This window comes from Streptococcus sp. C300 (assembly GCF_000187645.1).
GTDB lineage: Bacteria > Bacillota > Bacilli > Lactobacillales > Streptococcaceae > Streptococcus > Streptococcus oralis_CQ.
The window spans coordinates 71078-95315 of the sequence record NZ_GL732469.1; the positions used below are offsets into that span (position 1 = coordinate 71078).

General features: G+C 39.3%; 25 protein-coding genes and 1 riboswitch. Of the genes, 18 read left to right on the plus strand and 7 right to left on the minus strand.

Features of this window, described 5'->3' with window-relative positions; all coding sequences use genetic code 11:
* The first annotated feature begins 297 nt into the window (after positions 1–297).
* The 11 genes from HMPREF0849_RS08075 (at position 298) to rpsI (ending at position 10620) form a co-directional block, all read left to right on the plus strand.
* Positions 298–801: a tRNA (cytidine(34)-2'-O)-methyltransferase gene (locus HMPREF0849_RS08075; protein WP_000181370.1), complete on the plus strand. Its 504-nt coding sequence runs from the start codon at positions 298–300 to the stop codon at positions 799–801.
* Between the two features lie 40 nt (positions 802–841).
* Positions 842–1060, plus strand: a riboswitch (FMN riboswitch).
* A gap of 153 nt (positions 1061–1213) precedes the next feature.
* Entirely contained in the window at positions 1214–1777 is a 564-nt protein-coding gene (locus HMPREF0849_RS08080; RefSeq protein WP_000185840.1) for an ECF transporter S component, read from the plus strand.
* Positions 1767–2417 carry a phosphatase PAP2 family protein gene (locus HMPREF0849_RS08085; protein ID WP_009013718.1) on the plus strand — a complete coding sequence of 217 codons (651 nt, stop codon included), beginning with the start codon at positions 1767–1769 and terminating at the stop codon, positions 2415–2417. The genes HMPREF0849_RS08080 and HMPREF0849_RS08085 overlap by 11 nt, the downstream gene beginning before the upstream one ends.
* A 27-nt stretch (positions 2418–2444) precedes the next feature.
* Positions 2445–2864 (plus strand): hypothetical protein, encoded by a 420-nt coding sequence (locus tag HMPREF0849_RS08090; RefSeq protein WP_000867350.1) that lies wholly within the window; start codon positions 2445–2447, stop codon positions 2862–2864.
* Between the two features lie 311 nt (positions 2865–3175).
* Positions 3176–4222: a phenylalanine--tRNA ligase subunit alpha gene (gene pheS / locus HMPREF0849_RS08095; protein WP_008289063.1), complete on the plus strand. Its 1047-nt coding sequence runs from the start codon at positions 3176–3178 to the stop codon at positions 4220–4222.
* The gene (locus HMPREF0849_RS08100; RefSeq protein ID WP_000619930.1) at positions 4222–4731 is read left to right on the plus strand and encodes a GNAT family N-acetyltransferase; all 510 of its coding nucleotides are present in this window, start codon (positions 4222–4224) and stop codon (positions 4729–4731) included. The genes pheS and HMPREF0849_RS08100 overlap by 1 nt, the downstream gene beginning before the upstream one ends.
* Before the next feature lie 76 nt (positions 4732–4807).
* The gene (pheT, locus tag HMPREF0849_RS08105) at positions 4808–7213 is read left to right on the plus strand and encodes a phenylalanine--tRNA ligase subunit beta (RefSeq protein WP_000961534.1); all 2406 of its coding nucleotides are present in this window, start codon (positions 4808–4810) and stop codon (positions 7211–7213) included.
* A 249-nt stretch (positions 7214–7462) separates the two neighbouring features.
* Positions 7463–8356: an ABC transporter ATP-binding protein gene (locus tag HMPREF0849_RS08110; RefSeq protein WP_000895262.1), complete on the plus strand. Its 894-nt coding sequence runs from the start codon at positions 7463–7465 to the stop codon at positions 8354–8356.
* Entirely contained in the window at positions 8353–9552 is a 1200-nt protein-coding gene (locus HMPREF0849_RS08115; RefSeq protein ID WP_001245392.1) for an ABC transporter permease, read from the plus strand. The genes HMPREF0849_RS08110 and HMPREF0849_RS08115 overlap by 4 nt, the downstream gene beginning before the upstream one ends.
* Positions 9553–9762: 210 nt before the next feature.
* On the plus strand, positions 9763–10209 hold the full coding sequence (rplM, locus tag HMPREF0849_RS08120) for a 50S ribosomal protein L13 (protein WP_001044624.1): 447 nt from the start codon (positions 9763–9765) through the stop codon (positions 10207–10209).
* A gap of 18 nt (positions 10210–10227) precedes the next feature.
* Positions 10228–10620 (plus strand): 30S ribosomal protein S9, encoded by a 393-nt coding sequence (rpsI, locus tag HMPREF0849_RS08125; protein ID WP_000075969.1) that lies wholly within the window; start codon positions 10228–10230, stop codon positions 10618–10620.
* Positions 10621–10729: 109 nt separating this feature from the next.
* Here the strand turns inward: rpsI and HMPREF0849_RS10595 are convergent, their stop codons facing one another.
* The 7 genes from HMPREF0849_RS10595 to HMPREF0849_RS08160 all read right to left on the minus strand — a co-directional run bounded on the left by HMPREF0849_RS10595 (position 10730) and on the right by HMPREF0849_RS08160 (position 16571).
* Positions 10730–11944, minus strand: coding sequence for a site-specific integrase (locus HMPREF0849_RS10595; protein ID WP_001122845.1), 1215 nt, complete (start codon positions 11942–11944; stop codon positions 10730–10732).
* A 66-nt stretch (positions 11945–12010) separates the two neighbouring features.
* Entirely contained in the window at positions 12011–12274 is a 264-nt protein-coding gene (locus HMPREF0849_RS08135; protein ID WP_001196074.1) for a helix-turn-helix domain-containing protein, read from the minus strand.
* A gap of 48 nt (positions 12275–12322) precedes the next feature.
* On the minus strand, positions 12323–13714 hold the full coding sequence (locus tag HMPREF0849_RS08140; protein WP_000201649.1) for a Rep family protein: 1392 nt from the start codon (positions 13712–13714) through the stop codon (positions 12323–12325).
* Between the two features lie 196 nt (positions 13715–13910).
* On the minus strand, positions 13911–14495 hold the full coding sequence (locus tag HMPREF0849_RS08145) for a hypothetical protein (protein WP_000962052.1): 585 nt from the start codon (positions 14493–14495) through the stop codon (positions 13911–13913).
* A gap of 169 nt (positions 14496–14664) precedes the next feature.
* Positions 14665–15264 carry a hypothetical protein gene (locus HMPREF0849_RS08150; protein ID WP_000928766.1) on the minus strand — a complete coding sequence of 200 codons (600 nt, stop codon included), beginning with the start codon at positions 15262–15264 and terminating at the stop codon, positions 14665–14667.
* Positions 15265–15337: 73 nt separating this feature from the next.
* The gene (locus HMPREF0849_RS08155; protein WP_001140708.1) at positions 15338–15730 is read right to left on the minus strand and encodes a hypothetical protein; all 393 of its coding nucleotides are present in this window, start codon (positions 15728–15730) and stop codon (positions 15338–15340) included.
* Between the two features lie 505 nt (positions 15731–16235).
* Positions 16236–16571 carry a helix-turn-helix domain-containing protein gene (locus HMPREF0849_RS08160; protein ID WP_000169360.1) on the minus strand — a complete coding sequence of 112 codons (336 nt, stop codon included), beginning with the start codon at positions 16569–16571 and terminating at the stop codon, positions 16236–16238.
* Between the two features lie 144 nt (positions 16572–16715).
* Between HMPREF0849_RS08160 and HMPREF0849_RS08165 the strand changes: the two genes are divergently transcribed.
* From HMPREF0849_RS08165 to HMPREF0849_RS08195, 7 genes are all read left to right on the plus strand, one after another.
* Positions 16716–19448 carry an SEC10/PgrA surface exclusion domain-containing protein gene (locus HMPREF0849_RS08165; RefSeq protein WP_000422855.1) on the plus strand — a complete coding sequence of 911 codons (2733 nt, stop codon included), beginning with the start codon at positions 16716–16718 and terminating at the stop codon, positions 19446–19448.
* A gap of 732 nt (positions 19449–20180) precedes the next feature.
* Entirely contained in the window at positions 20181–20591 is a 411-nt protein-coding gene (locus HMPREF0849_RS08170) for a hypothetical protein (protein WP_000716679.1), read from the plus strand.
* A 138-nt stretch (positions 20592–20729) separates the two neighbouring features.
* Complete coding sequence (locus HMPREF0849_RS08175; RefSeq protein ID WP_000747461.1) at positions 20730–21152, plus strand: hypothetical protein; 423 nt, start codon at positions 20730–20732, stop codon at positions 21150–21152.
* A 136-nt stretch (positions 21153–21288) separates the two neighbouring features.
* Positions 21289–21690, plus strand: a complete 402-nt coding sequence (locus HMPREF0849_RS08180) for a hypothetical protein (RefSeq protein ID WP_000747475.1) — start codon at positions 21289–21291, stop codon at positions 21688–21690.
* A gap of 140 nt (positions 21691–21830) precedes the next feature.
* Complete coding sequence (locus HMPREF0849_RS08185) at positions 21831–22253, plus strand: hypothetical protein (protein ID WP_000747472.1); 423 nt, start codon at positions 21831–21833, stop codon at positions 22251–22253.
* Positions 22246–23934, plus strand: a complete 1689-nt coding sequence (locus tag HMPREF0849_RS08190; protein WP_000610885.1) for a cutinase family protein — start codon at positions 22246–22248, stop codon at positions 23932–23934. Before HMPREF0849_RS08185 ends, HMPREF0849_RS08190 begins: the two co-directional genes overlap by 8 nt.
* On the plus strand, positions 23915–24229 hold the full coding sequence (locus HMPREF0849_RS08195; protein ID WP_000960733.1) for a hypothetical protein: 315 nt from the start codon (positions 23915–23917) through the stop codon (positions 24227–24229). Before HMPREF0849_RS08190 ends, HMPREF0849_RS08195 begins: the two co-directional genes overlap by 20 nt.
* Positions 24230–24238: the final 9 nt, after the last annotated feature.

A 24238-nucleotide genomic window follows, 5' to 3' on the forward strand; every position in this document is an offset into this window, starting at 1 on the left:
TGAAGATACATTTGCTTAATTTCTATAACGATGTCTCCGATTTGAAGTGATTTGGCTCTTTTACTATACCTTTTCAGAAAGGGAATGACCAAACATGAAAATATCATCAAAAAAAGTAAAAAAATCAAGTCATTTCTATTGACAATGATTCTGAAAGTGTTATACTAAGAAAGTAGTTTCGCTGATTTACTTCAAACCTGTTGTGAGGTAAGTTAACGATGCCTTAACCACGCTGTTTGCTGAGCTTGACTCCGGGCAGTGTGGCTATTTTTTTGCAATGATAAAAGGAAACCCGTAATGACAAATCACATTGTATTATTTGAACCTCAGATTCCACAAAATACAGGTAACATTGCGCGTACTTGCGCTGCGACCAATTCTCCCCTCCATATCATTAAACCGATGGGATTTCCGATTGATGACCGCAAGATGAAGCGGGCTGGTTTGGACTACTGGGATAAGTTAGAGATTTATTTTTATGACAGTTTGGAAGATTTCATGTCTCAGATGAAAGGGCAAGTCTACCTGATTTCGAAATTTGCAGAAAAGGTCTATTCTGAGGCAAATTTGGCAAGCGGTGAAGATCAGTATTTTCTCTTCGGACGTGAGGATAAGGGTTTGCCAGAGGACTTTATGCGTGAACATCCAGAGAAGGCTCTCCGTATTCCTATGAATGATGAACATGTCCGTAGCCTCAATGTGTCTAATACGGTCTGCATGATTGTCTATGAGGCTCTTCGTCAACAAAATTTTGCTGGTTTAGAGCTCGTTCACACCTATGAAGCGGATAAATTGAAATAAACAAAATGCTTGCACTTGCAAGCGTTTTTTGTTATGATAAAGGGGTCTTCAGGGCTGGGTGAGATTCCCGACCGGCGGTGACTTTAACTAGCTATTTTGGCTTACTCTTCGTTGTCTTGTCTCGATATACTTAAGTATTATCTTCGACTGCGACGCCTAGATTAATCCAAAAAAATCTTAGTTAAAGAAGTCCGCGAGCGCAAGCTGATGTGGTGCGATTCCACAACCGACAGTATAGTCTGGATGGGAGAAGACGAAAGAATGGCTTTGTCTGTTCTGATGAGTTTATAGATGAATTGCAACCGCTTGCTCAACAGAGTGAGAGGGAACTTTTGGGATATAAAAAGTGAGAATAGATAGAGGAATCCTTTCCAACTTCTTCTGATTTTATAGAAAATTGGAGGAACCTGTTATGACAAACACACGTCGACTTTCGACCATTGCGATTTTATCAGCCATTTCATTTGTGCTGATGTACTTTGACTTTCCGCTCTTGCCAGCGGCAACCTTCCTCAAGATCGAGTTTAGTATCTTGCCAGTCCTTTTGGGTTTGGTGGTGATGGATTTGCCAGCTGCTTTAGGCATTCTCTTGCTTCGCTCACTCTTGAAGTTGCTTCTGAATAGCCAAGGAGTGAATACCTACATTGGCTTGCCAATGAATATCGTAGCCTTGGGAGTTTTTGTTATCGTCTTTGGTTTGATTTGGAAAAAGGAACGCAGCACCCTTCGTTTCCTACTGGCATCTCTGGCGGGAACTATTGGATTGACTGCTGCCATGTTGGTTCTCAACTATGTCTATGCGGTTCCTTTATACGCGCAGTTTGCCAACTTTGATATTAGAGAAATTATAGGACTTTCTAACTACTTGATGACCATGGTTTTACCTTTTAACCTGATTGAAGGTTTAATCTTTGCCGTTTCATTCTGGTTGTTATACGTCCTCTTGAAACCAACCTTAAAACATTATGAGAGATAAACAAACATTTTTAATGAAGGGCAGTTTTGCCCTTTTACTTTTCGTCCTTCTTGGCTATATGGTTAAGTTCTATCCTGAAACGCTGGTCGGTTTTGATCAACCGCTTCAGACTGCCCTTCGTGGGGACTTGCCAGATTATTTAACGGTTCTGTTCCGTGCCCTTACGCATTTGATTGATATCCCAGTAATCATTACCTGGGTTGCCATCGCAGCCTTTATCTTTTATCGTAAGCAGTGGAAGATAGAAAGCTACTTCATGGCGGGCAATCTAGCCTTAGCCGGTCTTTTGATTGTGACCTTTAAAAATATTTACCAGCGCCCACGACCAGCTATCTTACACTTGGTAGAGGAGAAGGGATTTTCCTTCCCAAGCGGGCATTCTCTGGCAGTGACGCTGATGGTAGGGACTTTGATTGTCATTCTCAGTCAACGGATTAAAGATCCGGTTTTGAGAAAAATTGTGCAAATCGTCCTTGGGGTCTACCTAGTCAGTGTGCTGCTATCTCGGGTCTATCTGGGAGTTCACTATCCATCAGATGTTCTTGCCAGTTTCTGTGTGGGCTTGGGAGTCTTGTTTATCGAATTTCCTTTCTATGACAAGCTTCGCTTCCAATGGCGATTTAAAGGCAAGCAGAAGTGAGCATCAAATTCCTTTGAGGAAAAAGAAATGAAAGTCAATATAACAGATCTCCATCCGACTCAACTATACTTATCAGAAAAGAAGTTACAAGATATCCAGATGCTTTATCAGTCGGTAGAAATAATCAATGTTGCTCCAATCAGTGTTCTTGCATTCGGAGACTGCTTGTTGATTACAGACGGGCATCACAGGGCTTATCAGGCTTTATTGGCAGGTAGGGATACGATTTCTGCTGAGTGGGATAGAGATGGTGGCGATGAACTGTATTATCTCTATGCGCAAGCTTGTGAGGAAAGAAAGATTTACTCTGTTCTGGATTTAAAAAATCATATCGTATCTCAAGATGAGTATGAAGCAAAATGGTATAACTGGTGTGATGGTTTTAATCAAGCAGCAACTCTTTTATTGAAAAGGAAAGCAGGTGAAACAGATCCTACAAATAGGTAATGCATTGTGTCTTGTTCCTTTTTATATTGAAATTAGTCTAATCTAACTTGTTTTTTAACTAAAAATCTGATAAACTAAGTAGTAATTGAATAGGAATCCGCAAGACTAGTAACTCAAGGGAAGTATATCAGGGAGGAGAGCCGTGACTGCAAGCTCTCTATATGAAAGCTGGGTGAATTCACTTGCGCATGGATTTAGAAATGAAGGTCTGACTTGTCAGATGAAAACGGATGGTACCGCGTGTCAACGCTCCGAGTGGAGTTTTTGGCATGTGGTTTTCTTTTTATCTACGAGAGACTGATGGAGGAATTATGTCAACTATTGAAGAACAATTAAAAGCGCTTCGCGAAGAAACGCTGGCTAGCTTGAAGCAGATTACTGCTGAAAATGAAAAAGAGATGCAAGACTTGCGTGTCTCTGTCCTTGGTAAAAAAGGTTCCCTTACGGAAATCCTCAAAGGGATGAAGGATGTCTCTGCTGAGATGCGTCCAATCATCGGGAAACACGTTAATGAAGCGCGTGATGTTTTGACAGCGGCTTTTGAAGAAACAGCTAAGCTCTTGGAAGAAAAGAAAGTAGAAGCTCAACTAGCAAGTGAGAGCATCGATGTAACACTTCCAGGTCGCCCAGTTGCGACTGGTCACCGTCACGTTTTGACACAAACCAGTGAAGAAATCGAAGATATTTTCATTGGGATGGGTTACCAAGTCGTGGATGGTTTTGAAGTAGAGCAAGACTACTACAACTTCGAGCGTATGAACCTTCCAAAAGATCACCCAGCTCGCGATATGCAGGATACTTTCTACATCACAGAAGAAATCTTACTCCGTACTCACACGTCACCAGTTCAGGCGCGTGCTATGGATGCTCATGATTTTTCAAAAGGTCCTTTGAAGATGATCTCACCAGGACGTGTGTTCCGTCGTGATACGGACGATGCAACCCATAGTCACCAGTTCCACCAAATCGAAGGCTTGGTTGTTGGGAAAAACATCTCTATGGCAGACCTTCAAGGAACGCTTCAGTTGATCGTCCAAAAGATGTTCGGTGAAGAACGTCAGATCCGTTTGCGTCCATCTTATTTCCCATTCACAGAGCCATCTGTTGAGGTGGATGTTTCCTGCTTCAAGTGTGGTGGAGAAGGCTGTAACGTATGTAAGAAAACAGGTTGGATTGAGATTATGGGGGCCGGTATGGTTCACCCACGTGTCCTTGAAATGAGTGGAATCGATGCGACTGTTTATTCTGGATTTGCCTTTGGTCTTGGACAAGAGCGTGTCGCTATGCTCCGCTACGGAATCAATGATATCCGTGGGTTCTACCAAGGCGATGTCCGCTTCTCAGAACAGTTTAAATAATGATTAGAAAAGTAGAAAAGGCAGATATTGGGGCGTTGTCCAAAATTGCCAAACAAACCTTTCGTGAAACATTTGCTCATGATAATACGGAAGAGCAGTTACAGGAATACTTTGAAAAGACTTATAGTCTCAGAGTTTTGTCAACTGAGTTGGAAAATCCAGATTCCGAAACCTATTTCATTATGCATGAAGAGGAGATAGCTGGTTTTCTCAAAGTCAACTGGGGAAGTGCTCAGACTGAGAGAAAATTAGAGGATGCTTTTGAAATTCAACGCCTCTATGTGCTACAAAAATTCCAAGGATTTGGACTAGGTAAGCAACTGTTTGAATTCGCTCTTGAACTTGCTACCAAAAATAGTTTTTCCTGGGCTTGGTTAGGTGTTTGGGAGCATAATACAAAAGCTCAAGCGTTTTATAACCGATATGGTTTTGAGAAATTTAGCCAACATAGTTTTATGGTTGGTCAAAAAGTAGATACAGATTGGTTACTGAAAAAGAAATTAAGGTAAGAAGAGGATTCTTCTATTGAAATGATAGGAAAGGAAAAGAACTAGAGTGGCAACTGTCATTCTGGAGAACTAAATTATGCTTGTATCTTATAAATGGTTAAAAGAATTGGTGGACATTGATGTGCCATCACAAGAGTTGGCTGAGAAAATGTCAACTACAGGGATTGAGGTCGAAGGTGTCGAATCACCGGCTGCCGGTCTCTCAAAAATTGTCGTCGGTGAGGTCTTGTCTTGCGAAGATGTGCCAGAAACTCACTTGCATGTCTGTCAGGTTAACGTTGGCGAAGAAGAAGCGCGTCAAATCGTTTGTGGTGCCCCAAATGTGCGTGCTGGTATCAAGGTCATGGTGGCACTTCCGGGAGCTCGTATCGCTGACAACTACAAAATCAAAAAAGGGAAAATCCGTGGCTTAGAGTCACTTGGAATGATCTGTTCCCTTGGTGAATTAGGTATTTCTGACTCGGTTGTACCGAAGGAATTCGCAGATGGTATTCAAATCTTGCCTCAAGATGCTGTTCCTGGGGATGAAGTTTTCTCTTACCTAGACTTGGATGATGAAATCATTGAACTTTCTATCACGCCAAATCGTGCAGATGCTCTATCTATGCGTGGGGTAGCTCATGAAGTGGCAGCCATCTATGACAAGGCAGTTAACTTCAAAGAATTTACCTTAACAGAAACAAATGAATCTGCAGCAGATGCACTTTCTGTAAGTATCGATACCGACAAGGCGCCTTACTATGCAGCCCGTATCTTGGACAATGTGACCATCGCACCAAGTCCACAATGGTTGCAAAACCTTCTTATGAACGAAGGGATTCGTCCGATCAATAACGTAGTTGACGTAACCAACTACATCCTGCTTTACTTTGGTCAACCGATGCATGCCTTTGACTTGGATACCTTTGAAGGGACTGATATCCGCGTACGTGAAGCGCGTGCTGGTGAAAAATTAGTGACCTTGGACGGTGAAGAACGTGAACTTGCAGAAACTGACCTAGTCATCACTGTTGCTGACAAACCAGTTGCCCTTGCAGGTGTTATGGGTGGTCAAGCAACAGAAATCTCTGAAAATTCTAGTCGTGTTGTCCTTGAAGCAGCTGTCTTCAATGGCAAATCCATCCGCAAGACTAGCGGACGCCTCAACCTTCGTTCTGAATCATCTTCTCGCTTTGAAAAAGGCATCAATGTGGCAACTGTTAACGAAGCCCTTGATGCGGCGGCTAGCATGATTGCTGATCTTGCAGGTGCGACAGTGCGTAAGGGCATCGTTTCAGCAGGCCAGCTTGATACTTCTGATGTGGAAGTTTCTTCAACCCTTGCAGACGTTAACCGCGTCCTTGGTACGGAGCTTTCATATGCTGATGTGGAAGATGTCTTCCGTCGTCTTGGATTTGGCCTTTCTGGCAATGCAGAAAGCTTTACAGTCAGCGTACCCCGTCGTCGTTGGGATATCACTATCGAAGCAGACCTCTTTGAAGAAATCGCCCGTATCTATGGTTATGATCGCTTGCCAACTAGTCTTCCAAAAGATGACGGTACAGCTGGTGAATTGACTGCGACACAAAAATTGCGTCGCCAAGTTCGTACCATCGCTGAAGGAGCAGGTTTGACAGAAATTATTACCTACGCTCTAACAACGCCTGAAAAAGCAGTTGAGTTTACAGCTCAACCAAGTAACCTTACAGAACTCATGTGGCCAATGACTGTGGACCGTTCAGTCCTCCGCCAAAATATGATCTCAGGTATTTTGGATACGGTAGCCTATAACGTGGCTCGTAAGAACAAAAACTTGGCTCTTTACGAGATTGGAAAAGTCTTTGAACAAACAGGCAATCCAAAAGAAGATTTACCAAATGAAATCAACAGTTTTGCCTTTGCCTTGACAGGCTTGGTTGCAGAAAAAGATTTCCAAACGGCAGCGGTTCCAGTTGATTTCTTCTATGCTAAGGGAATCCTTGAAGCGCTCTTTACTCGCTTGGGACTAGAAGTGACTTATACAGCAACAGCTGAGATTGCAAGTCTACATCCAGGACGTACGGCCGTGATTTCACTTGGCGACCAAGTTCTTGGTTTCCTTGGCCAAGTGCATCCAGTCACTGCCAAGGCTTATGATATTCCAGAAACGTATGTAGCGGAGCTCAATCTTTCAGCTATCGAAGCTGCCCTTCAACCAGCTGCTCCATTTGTGGAAATCACCAAATTCCCAGCAGTCAGTCGTGACGTGGCTCTACTCCTCAAGGCAGAAGTCACTCACCAAGAAGTTGTAGATGCTATCCGAGCTGCCGGCGTGAAACGTTTGACAGATATCAAACTCTTTGACGTCTTCTCAGGCGAAAAACTGGGAGTTGGCATGAAGTCAATGGCCTATAGCTTGACCTTCCAAAATCCAGAAGATAGCTTGACAGACGAAGAAGTCGCACGCTATATGGAAAAAATCCAAGCATCACTCGAAGAAAAAGTGAATGCAGAAGTACGTTAACTCATCAATCCATCCTTCGGGGTGGATTTTTAGTTTCAAAAGGACAGTTCAGAAGAGAAAAGCGATAGTTGAGGAGGAAGCCATCTCAGAAAGTCTTTAATGAGTTATACTAAAGCTATCACTGAAGCACTTAAAATTTATTAGAGATAGGATACTTTTGCTACTTATAATCCGATAAAATGGACATAAATCGTTGTAAAGGCTATCAAAAAGGAGTATAATAAGTGCAACATATCTCGGAGGTGGAAAATGTTAGAAGTAAGAAATCTAGAGAAAAGTTTCGGTCCCAAGCAAGTCTTGTTTGGTGTCGATTTTCAGGCAAGTCCAGGAAGGATTCTGGGCTTGGTCGGGAAGAATGGTGCTGGGAAAACAACGATTTTCCACAGTATGTTGAAATTTTTAGAGTATCAAGGAGAGATCAGTCTGGATGGGCAGGAGATTCGTCAGGAAACCTATGCACGGATTGGTTATCTGCCTGAGGAACGCAGTCTTATGCCCAAGTTGACAGTCCTTGAACAAGTTCGCTACTTGGCGACTCTAAAAGGTATGGATGCTAAGGAAGTCAAGGAAAAACTCCCTCAATGGATGGAAAAACTAGAAGTTAAGGGGAAATTAACAGACAAGATCAAGAGTCTCTCAAAAGGTAATCAGCAGAAAATTCAGCTGATTATCACCCTAATCCATGAGCCAGACTTGATTATCTTGGATGAGCCTTTTAGTGGTTTGGATCCAGTCAATACTGAGTTGCTCAAGCAGGTCATCTTAAAAGAGAAAGAGCGCGGTGCAATCATTATCTTTTCTGACCATGTCATGACCAACGTTGAGGAACTTTGCGATGATATTCTGATGATTCGTGATGGGCGTGTGGTCTTGCATGGACCAGTTCAGGATGTCCGTAATCAATATGGGAAAACACGTCTCTTTGTTTCAAGTGAACGAAGTAAGGAAGAATTGGAAAATCTTCCTCATGTCAAACAGGTGAGCTTGACCAAGCAAGGCAGTTGGAAATTGATCCTAGATGATGAGAGCGCTGGAAGAGAACTCTTCCCAATCCTCACTCAAGGTCAATATATTGCGACCTTTGACCAACAGGCTCCAACAATCGATGAAATCTTTAAACTAGAATCAGGGGTGGAAGTATGAGAAATATGTGGGTTGTAATGAAGGAAACCTATCTTCGACATGTCAAGTCGTGGAGTTTCTTCTTTATGGTGATTTCGCCGTTCCTCTTTTTAGCCTTATCTGTAGGAATCGGCTTTCTCCAAGGGTCTTCTATGGCCAAGAATAGCAAGATAGCAGTAGTAACAACTGTGCCATCTGTGGAAGAAGGGCTCAAGGGTACCAATGGTATCAACTTTGATTATAAGGATGAAGCCAGTGCCCAGGCTGCTATCAAGGATGAGAAAATCAAGGGTTACCTAACCATTGACCAAGAGGACAGTGTCCTCAAGGCCGTCTATCATGGTGAAACTTCTCTTGAAACAGGCATCAAACTAGCAGTAACCAATAAGCTAAACGAACTGCAATACCAACTCAATCGTTCGGCGGCTAATTTGTCTCAAGAACAGGAAAAACGCCTGAGTCAAACCGTTGATTTTACTGAGAAGATTGATGAATCTAAGGAAAACAAAAAAATTGTTCAAACCATTGCGGCTGCTGGGCTTGGTTTCTTCCTTTATATGATTTTGATTACCTATGCTAGTGTCACTGCTCAGGAAGTAGCTAGCGAGAAAGGAACCAAAATCATGGAGGTGGTCTTCTCTAGTATCCGAGCTAGTCATTATTTCTACGCCCGCATGCTGGCTCTACTTCTTGTGATTTTGACTCATATTGGCATTTACGTCGTGGGTGGACTTGCTGCCATTCTGCTCTTTAAAGACATCCCTATCTTGGCACAATCTGGGATTTTAAATCATCTAGGGGAGGCCTTCTCGCTCAATACCTTATTGTTTGTCTTGGTTAGTCTCTTTATGTACGTTGTTTTAGCAGCCTTCCTAGGCTCTATGGTTTCTCGCCCTGAGGATTCAGGAAAGGCCTTGTCGCCATTGATGATCTTGATTATAGCAGGATTTGTCGGTGTGACCTCTCTAGGTGCTGCTGGGGACAATTTAGTTCTGAAAATTGGTTCCTATATTCCTTTTATCTCGACCTTCTTTATGCCATTTAGAGCTATAAATGGGTATGCGAGTGGTCTAGAAGCTTGGATTTCCCTTGCTATAACGGTTGTTTTTGCAGTCACTGCAACAGCCTTTATCGGACGCATGTATGCTAGTCTAGTCCTTCAAACAGATGATTTGGGAATCTGGAAAACCTTTAAACGTGCCTTAGCTTATAAATAGGAGAGCCTCGCAAAAGCGAGGTTTTTCTAGATGTTAAACACTGAAATCGGCAAAAATATTTTTCATATCTATTGACTTTTAGTAGTAAAATTTGGTATGATAGTAGACGGTATTGTTTACCCCATTTGTAAGGCCCCGGAACCTTTCAAATACCCCGCGGACCGGAACATCCGCCCTGTAAACAAAAACGATATTCATATAGGAGAAATCATGAACAAAACTACATTCATGGCTAAACCAGGCCAAGTAGAACGCAAATGGTACGTTGTTGACGCAACTGATGTACCTCTTGGACGCCTTTCAGCAGTTGTTGCTAGCGTACTTCGCGGAAAAAACAAACCAACATTCACACCACACACTGATACAGGTGACTTCGTAATCGTTATCAATGCTGAAAAAGTTAAATTGACTGGTAAAAAAGCAACTGATAAGATCTACTACACTCACTCAAACCACCCAGGTGGATTGAAACAAATCTCTGCTGGTGAACTACGTTCTAAAAATGCAGTACGTTTGATCGAAAAATCAGTTAAAGGTATGCTTCCACACAATACTCTTGGCCGCGCTCAAGGTATGAAATTGAAAGTATTCGTTGGAGCTGAGCACACTCACGCTGCACAACAACCAGAAGTTCTTGATATTTCAGGACTTATCTAAGGAAAGGAACAATAAAGTATGTCACAAGCACAATATGCAGGTACTGGACGTCGTAAAAACGCTGTTGCACGCGTTCGCCTTGTTCCAGGAACTGGTAAAATCACTGTTAACAAAAAAGATGTTGAAGAGTACATCCCACACGCTGACCTTCGTCTTGTTATCAACCAACCATTCGCGGTTACTTCAACTGTAGGTTCATACGACGTTTTCGTTAACGTTGTTGGTGGTGGATATGCTGGTCAAGCAGGAGCTATCCGTCACGGTATCGCTCGTGCCCTTCTTCAAGTAGACCCAGACTTCCGCGATTCATTGAAACGCGCAGGACTTCTTACACGTGACTCACGTAAAGTTGAACGTAAGAAACCAGGTCTTAAGAAAGCTCGTAAAGCATCACAATTCTCAAAACGTTAATCAATACGATTATATCAACGTTTCAAAGCACTCAAGAGTTTACCTCATGGGTGCTTTTTTTATGTTTTTTGAAAAAGTTCACCTCAAAGTTTACCTTATTTTCACCTTATTATTTTAGAGACTGTAAGGCAAATTCACCGACGGCCATAGGGACTACATTAGAAGTATTGACATAAATCTGTGTTGTACCTGTGTCGCTATGAGTTAGAGCTTCAGAAATGGCTTCTAAGCTCATTCCTGCTTGTTTAGCGAGCGTTGCTCCCGTATGACGTAGTTTGTGTGGCGTAGCGTGTGTAAGCTCTGGGTGTCGCTTTCTGATAGTTTTCATCTTATTATTGAGATAGTCAGAATGTAAAGGTTTATTGATATTACCTTTGGTATCTATGTAAGTAAAGATGAATTGTTCTGGATTACTGATGATACCAAACTTTGCCAGTTCATATTTTTGTTGTTTTTTCCATGAAGTCAGAAGTTGAAGTAAGTCACTAGAAATAGAAAAGATTGTTTTTTTATTTCCTTTGGTAGATTTTACTTGTCCGTATCTATCTAAAGCCTGAATTAACTGAATCTGAGATTTTGAAAAGTCGATATGTTTCCACTGGAGAGCATATGTTTCTGATTTTCTATCTCCGAGGAAAAAAGTGAGATAGAAAAGGACGTAATCTTTGAGTGATATTTTATCATTCTCTAAATCCTCTTTAAAGGCTGAAAACCACTCTTGGAGTTGCTCATGAGTTAAATATAAATCTTCATCACGTTTTGATTCTGCAAGTTGAATTTTTTTTACAGCCTTAATTCGTCTTAAAGTTTTTGCAACTCTATTTGATTCAATATACTCAAGTTCTTCCGCCCAATCAAAAATAGAAATAACGTAACTTCGTAAAGTTTTGAAGTTTGCATATTCGTTAGCTTTTGCCGTCATCAAATTTAGAATAACCTGTTTATTTTGGTTTAAAAATTGAATCGTATAGTTGCCAAGAAGTGGTAGTATATGCTTTTCAAAACATGTTTTGGTATTAGCAATTGTTGACTTGCTTGGTGGCTTAGAAGTGGATGTAGTTTGTCCTGCTTTATAAGAGTCCCACCAGATATTGTTATAGAAGTTTGAGAAAAGAATATCTCCTTTTGCTAGTCCTGAAAACTCATTATCCTCTATTTGATTTAACTTGGTAAGCAAGTCTATCTCAGCTTGCCTTGCCTCCTTTCTCGTTTTGAATCTCTTATCGTAATAATTGCTATTGACAATTCCAAGTGGCATTCGTGCTTCTATTGGGATATAGATTTTTAAGCGAAAAGTACCGTTCTTTGTCTTACTGATAGGCATGATATCCTCCTTGTGTATCGAACCAGAAAATATCATGACTATTATAAAACAAAAATATAGATATTTCTAGTTTTGTGAGTAAAGCCAAGAATTAATGGCTTCTTTATTAAATCGTATAGTCTTACCTATTTTTATTGCAGGCAGTCCTTTCTTGATCCAACTATCTAGAGTATTGTTTGAGATGCCTAGATAGTGGCAAGCCTGCTGTTTGTTTAAAAAAGGGCTTTCAAGGTTACTATGGTGCAGCTTCTTTTCAATTTCTTTTGTGATAAGTTCAGCAAGTAGGAGCTGAATTTGTTGAACTTGTTCATCTGGTAGAATTACTTGCATCTGTTCCTCCAATGTATGGTATAATAGAGGTATCAAGAGATACCCTACTTACTTTTCTTGATTATCTGCAACCTCGTCCTCGCTCGCTAAAGTTTCGGATGGGGTTTTTATTTTGTTATAATCCCAGTGCTCCCATTTATTATATAGTCCAACTGTAGATACTAACATGGATAGCAATTCTTCTTTACTTGCCGCTTCGTTATCAGGTGTGAAATCGTATGATAGTGATGTCGTTTGGTCAGTGCCTGGAATTTTCACAACTCTGTTTATAGTTCGTTTAGGTTGTGATTCATGGAAAGTAATGTTATCATTATTTCCCCTTAAGGTTACTAGATGAGCGATTCTTCTAATGTATTGTGATAAATCTTCGTTAGTGTTTCCTTTAGCATGGTAGAAGAAAGTCAAAGGATGTTTAGAACTTGTGATTATAATGACTTTAGAAGCACCTAATCTATTTTGATAACGTGCTGAGATAGGACTAATATTATAGGGGTCTAATAGTTTCAGCCAGTCCGAAGCGGTTAAGCTATCTCCTCGAACATCATCAAGTAGTAGGATTTCTTCTCCGTTTACTTCATCAAACATGTTAGTGCCTGCGGTCAAGACTGATTGCCAGTTTTGATCATTCAGTTTTGCTAACTGAATAAGACTTTTAGTCAGTGTTCTTGCAAATTTTGTCTTTCCTAGGCCTGAAAGTCCAAAAATAAAGAAAATTGTCTTCTTGAACTTCTTGTTTTCCAGTTCATGCTGTGTCATAGTTCCTTTAATTTCCCCAATTGTTCGAAAAACCTCGTTTACTTTACTTTTATGAACTGCATAAAGCATGTGATAGTCTTTATTCAGAAGCATTTCCTTTTTGGTGATGTTTCCGTTAAGAATGTTATCGATAAGTAAGTCAATATCTTTGTAGGTTTGTTTTACCTCTTTTTTGGCTTTTCCTTTAAGCCAGCTTAGATGTCTTTCGTGATAAACTTTTAAGTAGTCTTTGCCTGTTAGAGAAATTACTTCATCAGGGCTGTATTGATACTTATCTTTATCTTTGGCATGAATTAAGTAAGCTAACAAGTTATCGTAGCCATACCTTCCAGACTTCGCTTTTTCTAGATATTCAGGTTTTAGTCCGATTTGTACAGCAAAATCAGTTAGTGTTGCACCTTTCTCAAACTTGAGTAAAGCGTGAATATGTGGCTTTTTTAGCTTGGTAGTTGTTGTTCTAGTTACACTGTCAAAACCGATGGAGGTATCCTTGTCGTGTTTTATTGCGTATGCCTCGGAAACAGTTGCTATTTCACCAACTCTTCTGACAATTTCCTCAAGAATTTTTTCAACATTTGCAGATTTAATGAGTTCTTCATCCCAACCATTTTTCCAATATTTAGGATCAAAGTATTGTGTAATTGCTACAGAAGTCAAAAGTGCTTCTTTTTTCTTTGTTGCCATGTATAATTAACCTTTCTTTTTTAACTATTCTTTAATTATTCTTTTAACTATTCTAGTGTTAGACCGTTGACAAGCCCAGTCTAACACGCGTAAAGAATAGTTAGAGTTAAAATCTTAGATGTTTCTTGCCTACCGCAGGTTTGCACCTCAGAGGGTTAGGATTGGTAAAATGAACAAGCACTTCGGCTTGCCAATCCTAACCCTCTGAGGCACTTTCATTTGGTGGCTGATACTGCTCGAGCATCTTCTTAAGTACTTTGTTCATTTTAGTAAAATCACGAACATTCCGAACTTGAACTTTTATAGGTTGACTGCCGTTCATTTCTTGATACCAACCATAACGGTTTGGAAGAGCTTCTAGCTTTTGTCCAGGTTTTATGTCAAAAATACTACTTGAGATTGCTGATCTAGATGCCATATTTCCTAAACCTAGAACAGCTCCAAATTGATTTCTGAGATTTGTATCAATACCGTCTTGTGCTAGTAAATCTTGGGAAACCAAACAACAGAAAATAGAGCGACTTCGGCCACTGAGGATGATAGACTTAAGCATCTTTTGAATTTTACTTTTCTGTTTTCCTTCGAGCGAACTCATGAGTACTGTAACTTCTTCAATAAGTAGGATAAGTGGTGTTCTTTTTCTGGTTTTATTTTCTTGCCGGTACATCATTTCATTATAGGTAAGCTCAATTGCCTTATGAGCTTGCCAGCCTAGAAATACGTTAGGACTATCTTCAAATTCTAGCCAGTCTTCCTGTTTGATTTCAGAAACGACAAGCATTGGTAATGCTCTTTTTTTCTGTGAGCAGTAATAAATACGTCAATGACAAGCAACTTGGCGATCACTGATTTTCCCGAACCTACATTACCAAGTATCAAGAAATTAATGATAGAACTAGGAACCTCCCAACCTAGTTTTCCACCACCTACTTTTAATAATGGTCTAGTATCTACCATAAATCTAAGTCCTCATCAAATTTCTCTTCTTGAACAACCTCTGAAGCTCTTGCCATACGATTGTATGTTGCCTCTTCAATTGTTTTGACATCAAATTTAGCAACCCAACCAGCACCAACATTCATTTCTATGTGCATATAGTCAAGAGCAAATTCATTTGTGTATTTAGCCAACACACCCATGAAATACTCTTCAAGCTCTTTTTGAGAGTTTGTGTCAAGATTATTAGCGAGATAGACCCAAACATCTACACCGCTAGTAGTAGCAGGATTTATAGTTTTTAACTGTAAATCTTGAGATAAGTTTTGATTGAGATGATTGACTACGTTTTGTAAGATAGTAGCTTTTCGAGCTTGTAATTGTTCATCAGCTTTCTTCTTCAACAACCAAAGAATGACATCTCGGATCAATGTGGTTATAATCTTAACTTGCTTGCCTGTTAACAAAAGACATTGTTCCCATAGATTTTCATTTTTCTTAACAACCTCATCTGACAAAATGAGAAACTGTCTTTTTAGAGAGATGCACAGAACATTCACACTTTGCCATAGGAACAGTACAATAAAAAGATAGGATAGTATTTTCATTAGCATATGTTTTATCTCCTTTTTATAGTGAGTAGTTATCATCTAAACAATGCAGATGATAACTCACTATTTTTATCACTTATTTTAATGAAATATCAGCAAGCTCAGCTACAAGAGCGATGCCGACTGGCTGTTTCAACTTGTCAAGAACAAATGACAAGTCATACTTGTTAAGTACGATGTCAGCGTTTATCAAACCATCTAGATTCTCGTTTTGATAGTTCTTCAGCTTGACTTTGAATGTTGGACAGTAAGCCTCTTTATTTATGCTAGAGAACTGTTCATAGAGTTCGACATCTACGCATATTAGTGAAGCCCATAGCCGTTGATTTTCTTGACCTTCATTGATGATTCCGTTATTGGTATCAACTACTTTGATTTCTGCTGGGATATCAACAGAAGTTGATAAAGCATCTAAGAATGCTCTTGCGCTATCGTAGTTTCCTAATGTTGATTTATTTGTTTTTGCCATCGTGTTATCCTTTCTGACAAAAAGTGCGTGGTCAGACTTTTTAGAATGCTGACAAGTAATTTTAATCTTTGATGATAACAAGTTATCAAATGTTATCAATTTAACTCAAATAGTACATTTTTCATCACCCCGATCTTTTAATTTCACTTACTATATCTCAAGGGGATTCCTTCAGCTACGTCATTTTAATATTAAAAATTGAATTATCTCAAAAATACGCCATTGTATAAATATTATAGTATAGGTAGTCAAAAATTTACGCCAGTGGATATATATTATAGTATGATGTTGTTCTAAATTTTCGTCAGACTCTTCTTATTTTGCTCAGGTAGTTAGACCTCTTCGCTGGGATACCTATTTTTTAGGTTGTTTTGATTATTCATTTTCGGTAGGGGGGAAAGAATTTACGCGAGGGTCTTAGAAATTTTTAACCATACGAAGAACATTCGGTTTTTATTTACAGGAGAATAAAATAAAACCAAGTCATTTTTTTTTGTGACTTGGTTTATGTTTCTATTTCGTCAATAAGCTGTATCATTAGCTTGAGAACTCGTTCTTGTTTAATAGGTGTTAGTTCCTTAATTTTATATATTAGCTGATTTATTAAAGGATTGCTTTCTGTTACGGATATATCGAAAAAAGTCTCTATATCTGTATCAAGTGCATCCATAATTTTTTGTAATGTTTTTATTTTTATATTAGGCTCAAGATTTTCTAGTTTGTACGTGTATTTTAATGGTAGGTCCGCCAGCTCCTCTAGTTGCTGTTGAGTCAAATTTTTTTGAAGTCTCAGTAATCGGATTCTCTTACCTAGATAAGATTGTAGATTTGTTTTTGTCATATCAGTATCCCTTAAATCCTATCATACTCAATTTTATAGTCTTAAAAAACTACTATAAAAGAGAAATGCTATATAAAATAGTTTTAAAACACTATAATATGTAATAAAATAGGACTATAAAACTATCAAAAGGAGATTTATACGATGGAATTACAAAAAGATTACGGCAAGAAATTGCGCACAGGCGCAGTTATTTCAACGCTTGCAATCTCGGCTCTAGGGGTATCTACTACTGTATCGGCTAGTGAGACTGAAGTAGCGGTTAATGAGCCAGCAACTAGGGTAGTTGCTCAGGACGAGGTTAAACCTAAAGTTCCTAGTCAAGCGGATGTTGACAAGGCTAAAGCTGAATTGGATAAGGCTAATCAGGATGTAGCTAAGCAAAAAGAAGTAGTTGCATCTACTGAAGCAAACATTGCAGATGCTGAAAAGACTATCGCTGACACTACTAAAAAGGTAGAAGAAGCTAAGACTGTTACACCTGAAAAGGTAGCTGAGGCTAAGGCAGATGCTGACAAGAAAGCCAGTGAGCTTGCGACTGCTGAAAAGGCTGTAGCTGATGCTGATAAGTCTGTATCTGCAACTGCTGAAAAGGTTGAAGACCAAACTAAGGTAGTATCTAATGCTGAAAAGACTGCTACAGATGCTTCTAACAAGGTAGCTGAGGCTCAGAATAAAGTAGATTCTCTTTCATCTACTACTGATATTCGTACACTAGACAGAGAAGCTTATGGTCTTACTGTAAAAGTTAGGGTTGATGAGAGAAAGGTAGATGAGGCTCAGAAAAAACTTGACGAAGGTAAAAAGGCTGTTGCAGACAAAGAACAGGCTATAAAAGACACCCAAGACAAGATATCTTCTGCAGAAAAAGAGTTTAAACAAGCTACTACAAACCTCAATGTTGCTAAGGCTAACCAATCTCAAAAAGAAGAAGCAGTTAAGAAAGCTAAGGCTGAACTTGAAGTTGTAAAACAAGGTACTACTAGAACAAAAACGGTTAGTGATGAAGAGTACCGACTAATTCAAAAAGATGGGGTAACTCCTTATAAAGTAGGTTATGCGCCAGCTCTTTCGCAAGACTATATCGATGCAATTAAGGCTCTTGCAAATGGTACAGGTACTGTAGATGCAGTTCGTAAGGCAGCTCTTAAAACTCCGTATTCAGACGAAGAAACTGGGTTAGGTGCTAGTTCACTTCGTGATTTTAACTCTACAGGTAGCTATTCTACAGACGGAATCAATCAAATTCCTTATGGTTCAGAAGATAAAGACGCAACTGAGATTGTTGACTACCAACATCTAACTAATGAGCAACGAATCCAGTTGGCTTACTATGCAGCTTCAATTATCAATGACTTGCGTGCTAAAGTTGGTACTGAGCCTCTTAAAGTAACTGAAAGTGCACTTAAGTTAGCTGAATCTTTCAATAACTATGCCAATGCTTTCCCAACTAGTAAGGGTGGTGCTTTTACTGAGCACAACACTAAGAGCGTAGCAGAAAAATTGGAGCTTGCTAAAAAAGAAACTGAAGTAGGTACTCCATCTCTTGCAATTCGTTCCACTATGGTACCAGATTTCCTTGGTTTAGGTAAAGACATCACAACTATGGCTCATATCAAGCAGGTTATGTATCAGGGTATCGTCGATGCACTTATGGGAACTACTGAAAACTCTATTGGTAATTCACGTTACAGTAGTGCAATGGCTCTCCTTGGCTTAACTAATGCTGGAAAAACAGCTATTGGTGTAGGTATTGGTCGTACAGGAAGCTACACAACCAAAGGGTATGAAACTTCAATCACCTTATCAGTTCCTCAAGAAACTACCTCAACTACAACCAAAGTAGATGAAAAGGCTCTTGAAAAAGCTCAAAAAGCATACGTCAATGCCTATGCAGAACTCAAAGACGCTGAAAATGGGGTATATCTTGCTAAGACTAGGTATGGTAAAGCTGACGATGAACTTTATTTTGCTCGCAAACACTTGTCCGATATCCAATTGAACAAGATTGACGTTCCAGCTCTTGAAAAGGCTCTTGAAGACGCCAAAACTCAGTTGGCTGAAGACAAAAAAGCCCTAAAAACTGCTGAAGAAGTTCTTGAACTAGCTAAAACAAACGCTATTGACAAGGCTAAGTCTCTTGCAGAGGCTAAAAAGGCTCTTGCAACTGCCAAAGCTGAAAAAGCCTCAGCAGACAAGGCTCTTGAAACTGCCAAAGGTGAATTGGAAGTTCTTACTAAGGCTCATGATGTAGCAGTCTTGGCTCGTAAGTCAGCTGGTGAGGACCTTGCTCGCAAACGTGAAGCGTCTAAAGAGGCTACTGATACCTATACAGTGCTTGAACTTGCCCTTACTAAGCGTGATGAAGTTCTTAAGGCTTTGGACAAAGAGCTTACTGATACTAAATCCAAGCTTGGGGTACTTCGTGCTGAGTTGAAAACTGCTAAGGAAGAGTTGGCTCGTCTTGAGGGTATTGCTGAAGTTAAGGCTCGTGGTTATGAAAACTTTAAGCAACTCAAAGCTGAACACGACGCATACCTTGCAGAACAACAACGCTTGCAAGCTTTGAAAGACAAAGAAGATGCAATCCGTAAAGCAGGTGGTCAACCTAAGGAAGTTACTGACGCAACTGGTAAAGTTGTTGATGTTGTGGATGCGAAGGCTAAGGATAAAGCAGTAGTTGCGACAGTAGGAACTAAAGACGATAAAACATATCAAGCTCCTGCACAAGCTACAAATGCTCAAGCTACAAATGCAAAAGCAGAACCTAAGAAACAACTTCCAAATACAGGAACAAAGGATTCAGGGCTTTTAGCATTGCTTGGAGCAAGTGTTGGACTCCTCGCTTTAGCAGGAAAACGAAAATATAATAGATAAAAAGAAAGAGAGCGGAGGCTCTCTTTTCTATGGTGTTGTTCTAATATGTATAAATTTTATATAAGGGAAACTTTTGATATTCTGGTTCGATTTTATCTTATTTTGAATGAAAATTTACCTTATTTTGATGAAGTTGATTGAAATTAGCTGAAATTTCATCTTTTAAAAACTCGATAAAACGTTGATTTTAAAGCATTTTAAAATTATATGAAATAAGTGATGCCCCAGCCAGGTCTTAAGAAAGCTCGTAAAGCATCACAATTTAGTAAACGTTAATTCGAGAGAATTACTATACTTACAGAGAGCACCTTTCGAGGTGTTCTTTTTTAGATTTTCATACTAAATTGGTGCAATTGACACAGTTGTTGCGACTTTAGTCGCTTACAAATGTGGCTGCAATCTGACAAAGTCAGTTGCCTCAAAACGTTAATCAATACGATACTATCAACGTTTCAAAGCACTTCATGGTTCAAACCATGGGGTGTTTTTTTTGATGATTTTTAGCATAATTCACACTATTGTTTCTTTGCATTCAACTCAAATTCTTCTGGTCAAATTATTAACAAATCTTCAAGATGAGGGATTGGTGAAATAGGCTGTTTGAGGCTTTTATGCTATACTAGTTTTAATGACAATCTTCTATTTCTAAAGCAACAATAGATCCGTAATTTGTTTTTAATTACGGAGTTTTGGATTGTAAGAGGGAGATGATATATCTGAAGGAGCATCAATATGAAAAAACATACCTTGCTTTGGCTAGTTTTAGCTCTTGTAGTATTTGGAGGCGGAGCATGGATGGCGAAAGAAACAAATTTATTTCTGAGCCCGCGAGCTAAGCAGTTGGCATATCTGAAGGAGCATGAAGAGGATATGGCGAACTTTATAAAGTCTAGAAATCCTAAAGTCGAAAGTGTCCAATTTGATTGGGATAGTATGGAAGTCGAAGTTATAGGAAACGGCACCCCTCAAGGCGGAGGATATATTTTAATATTAGATGGTAAAGTAAATAATAATGAAAAGACGGAATTTACAATAGGATTTCCTCTAGAATATAATAGAAATAGTATTCCTAATAGTAAGAAAATTTCTGAAATGCAACCGATAAGAGTTTTGAAAGATAATATATGGGAGATTTTTGACTAACAGTAACCTAAAACCTTTGATAGTTTCTACTCAAATTTAATATCACTCATTCCCCACTGACTTAGAATACTTGCTAAAAGTATTTTTTTTACATTCATGATATAATATACTTAGATTCCGCTATATAGGAGGAAAGAGATGAAAAAACGTACTTTACTTTGGCTAATTTTAGCACTTGTAATTTTTGGAGGCGGAGCATGGATGGCACAGAAAACAAATTTATTTGGAGGGATAACTCTAAGCCCGCGAGCCAAGCAGTTGGCTTATTTAAAGGAGCATGAAGAGGAGATTAAGGATTTTGTGAAATCTCAAAATCCAAAGATAGAATCTGTTCAGATGGATTGGAATAGTTTAACTGTTGAACAGATAGGGAATGGAACTCCACAGGGGGGAGGTTATAATCTATCAGTGAAGGGTTCTTTTAATCATATAAAGGATTCTGACTTTACAATAGATTTTCGATTAAAAAATAAAAATGATGTGCCTTCAATAGATAGGATTGGTATGTATAATCAGCCTAGAGTGTTAAAAAATGGAGGTTGGGACAAGTATGACGGATAATAATCTAAAACATTATAACAACTTTTATGATAGCTTAATCCCTCCCTCATTCCCCACTGACTCCGAATACTTGCTAAAAGTATTTTTTACATTCATGATATAATATACTTAGATTCCACTATATAGGAGGAAAGAAATGAAAAAACGTACTTTGGTTTGGCTGATTTTAGCCCTTGTAGTATTCGGAGGAGGCGCATGGATGGCGCAGAAAACAAATCTATTCGGAGGAGTATTTCTTAGTCCGCGAGCCAAGCAGTTGGCTTATTTAAAGGAGCATGAAGAGGAGATTAAGGATTTTGTAAAATCTCAAAATCCAAAGATAGAATCTGTTCAAATAAATTGGCATGAAACTATGTGGGAAAAAGTTGGAAATGGAACCCCACAAGGTGGAGGGGAAGTTGTGAGTGTATTTGGTGAATTTAACAATCTAAAAGAATCAGACTGGAATGTCCTAATAGAAATTAAAGAAGGAAAAGTTGATTTGGAAAGCATGGGTATCAGCAATGGTATAAGATTAGGAGGTAAACTTCTTGACTAATAGCAACTTAAAAAATTTTGATAATTTTTACTTAAATTTAACAGCACTCATTCCCTATTGACTTACAATACTTGCTAAAAGTATTTTTTTTTACATTCATGATATAATATGCTTAGATTCCACTATATAGGAGGAAAGAGATGAAAAAACGTACTTTACTTTGGCTAGTTTTAGCACTTGTAGTATTTGGAGGAGGAGCATGGATGGCACAGAAAACAAATCTATTTGGAGGAGTATTTCTTAGTCCGCGAGCCAAGCAGTTGGCTTATCTGAAGGAGCATGAAGAGGATATGGCTGATTTTGTGAAAGCTTTAAGCCCTAAAGTGGAAAGTGTTCAATTTAATTGGGATAGTATGGAGGTTGGCCAAGTAGGGAATGGAACTCCTCAAGGCGGTGGCTATATGTTGACACTTAGAGGAAAGGTAAATAATAATGATAAAACGAAATTTATGGTTGGATTTTCTTTAGACAATGATGCTAATGGCATACCAAAGGAATTTGGAATTTATGAAATGCAACCTATAAGAATTTATAGGGACGGGGGATGGTATTATTATGATTAATAGTAATTTAAAAACCTTTGATAATTTTTATGCGGATTTAGCTCAATCCGCATATACATATCGTCCCAATAATTTTCCGCCAGATAACAATGCTCTTGATTATCAGCTGTTTGATTTCTCTAGAGATAATAAATTTTATAATAAAGAAAAAAAAGAATGGGAAACCACCCCCGGAGGAAAAAATCTTCCTCATAATGGAAAAGTCTACTTGCAACCAGATCCTGAGTTGCGAGATACTTATAAAATCACATCGATACCAGTTCCTGATGCGAATGGGATGAGGCAGGATATTCATTACAAACGTTATCAAAAAGGACTCTTAACTGATGATGAAGCTGGTTTTAATGCCTACTACTTAACGGATACGCCAACCTTAACTAAAGATACCAAGAAAACCTATATGACCATCCGTGGAAGTGATGCCATCAGTTATGAAAATTGGAACGACTGGGTTGACAACGATGCTCAGTTTGCGCTCAACCATATTCATACGCCACAAGCCAAGTTAGCGACAGTAGGAATGAAAGCTAAAATCGCTGAGATGCGCGAAAAGGCTCCAAATGCTACGATGGACATCACAGGTCACTCCTTAGGGACCATTGTCTCTGCGCAAGGAGTAGCTGGCCTTACTGATCAAGAACTGGAGAAAATCGGCAAAGTCGTCCTCTTTGACGGCCCAGACACGACAAAGAGCTTAAAGAAAATGGGTCTCAGCGATGAGAAAATCAAAAAGATTAGCGAAAAAATCGAGTACTATGTCAATCCTTTTGATGTCGTGGGGATGCTTAATCGTGAGCATACCATTACCAAATTACCTGGGGACTCCGATGAGCCACTTAAGAAACCCATCGGTAAAGTCAATGTCCTTGTCCCCCTTCATTATACCCAGATTACTGATCCGGAAAGCTCCCATGACTTTGGTGTTTTCCAATCGGATGGAAAGGGAAATTTGTTGACTGCCTCTGAGGATTTTCACCCAGAATTGCTCAGGGCTGGAGAAAAGCTGGCTCGATTAATTGCAACAACCTTGGGTGTTCTAAGAACTTTAGGAGTTGATGAAAATGCAGCCTCAAATGTTTTAAATGCCATTATGAGGGGGGAAATCGTAAATAAGGCATCTATCGGATATGGCTTTTATGAGAATTTTAAAACAGAGTATAGTAAGATCGTCGAAGAAGCTCGTCAGGAATCTATAAAGTGGGATCGAGAAGCTATTCCTCGTTATCAGGAACAACTGAGAAATGGTAATCTTACAGGAGAAAAGAGAATTTTGGTCCGAGCTCAGTTGCTTCAGACAGCAGCCCATTTGGCAAATTTTGACATGGAAGACAAAGTTAAATCTGTGAAAACCTTACTTTCAGATGCTAAGGAAGATATTCAAAACATGATAAAAGAGACAAGACAGACAGCCTTTGACATGGTTGGATATTTGTCAAGTTCAGAAGTTACAAATCTACTTTCTGGTTTTGATACAACAAGCTTTTGGTATGAAGGCGTTGCAAGTGACACGAAGACAGCAGCAGCATCCTTCCTGACACAAATCGAGCAACTAGGGGAGAGCTTGGTTAAAGCTAGTGGTTCCTTTGAAACCATAGATACAGATAGTGCTGAAGATTTTAACAATCTATTGGCGGATGTAAAACAAACATGGAGGGGAAAAAATGTTAGTCCTAACGGATGAGGATACTTTAATTACAAGAGAGCAACTCGACAGAGGCTTCAAAGAAAGAATGAAGGAACAAGAACGCCAAGCAGTCAGGGCCTTGGTAACTGCAAAAGAACTGTCAATCCTTGCTAAAGGAGTGGAGTTAGCTAAAAAGTTGCAAGAAGCAGCCTCAGATATGCAAGAGTACGCCTCTAAGACTTATGTAAACAATATTAAGGGTGGATTTGAGGGCAAGGCCGCTGATGCTGCCGAAACTTACTTGACACAGACCTTGCAAACCCCTACTTTACAGAGTCCGATCAAAAACTAGGAGAAAGCT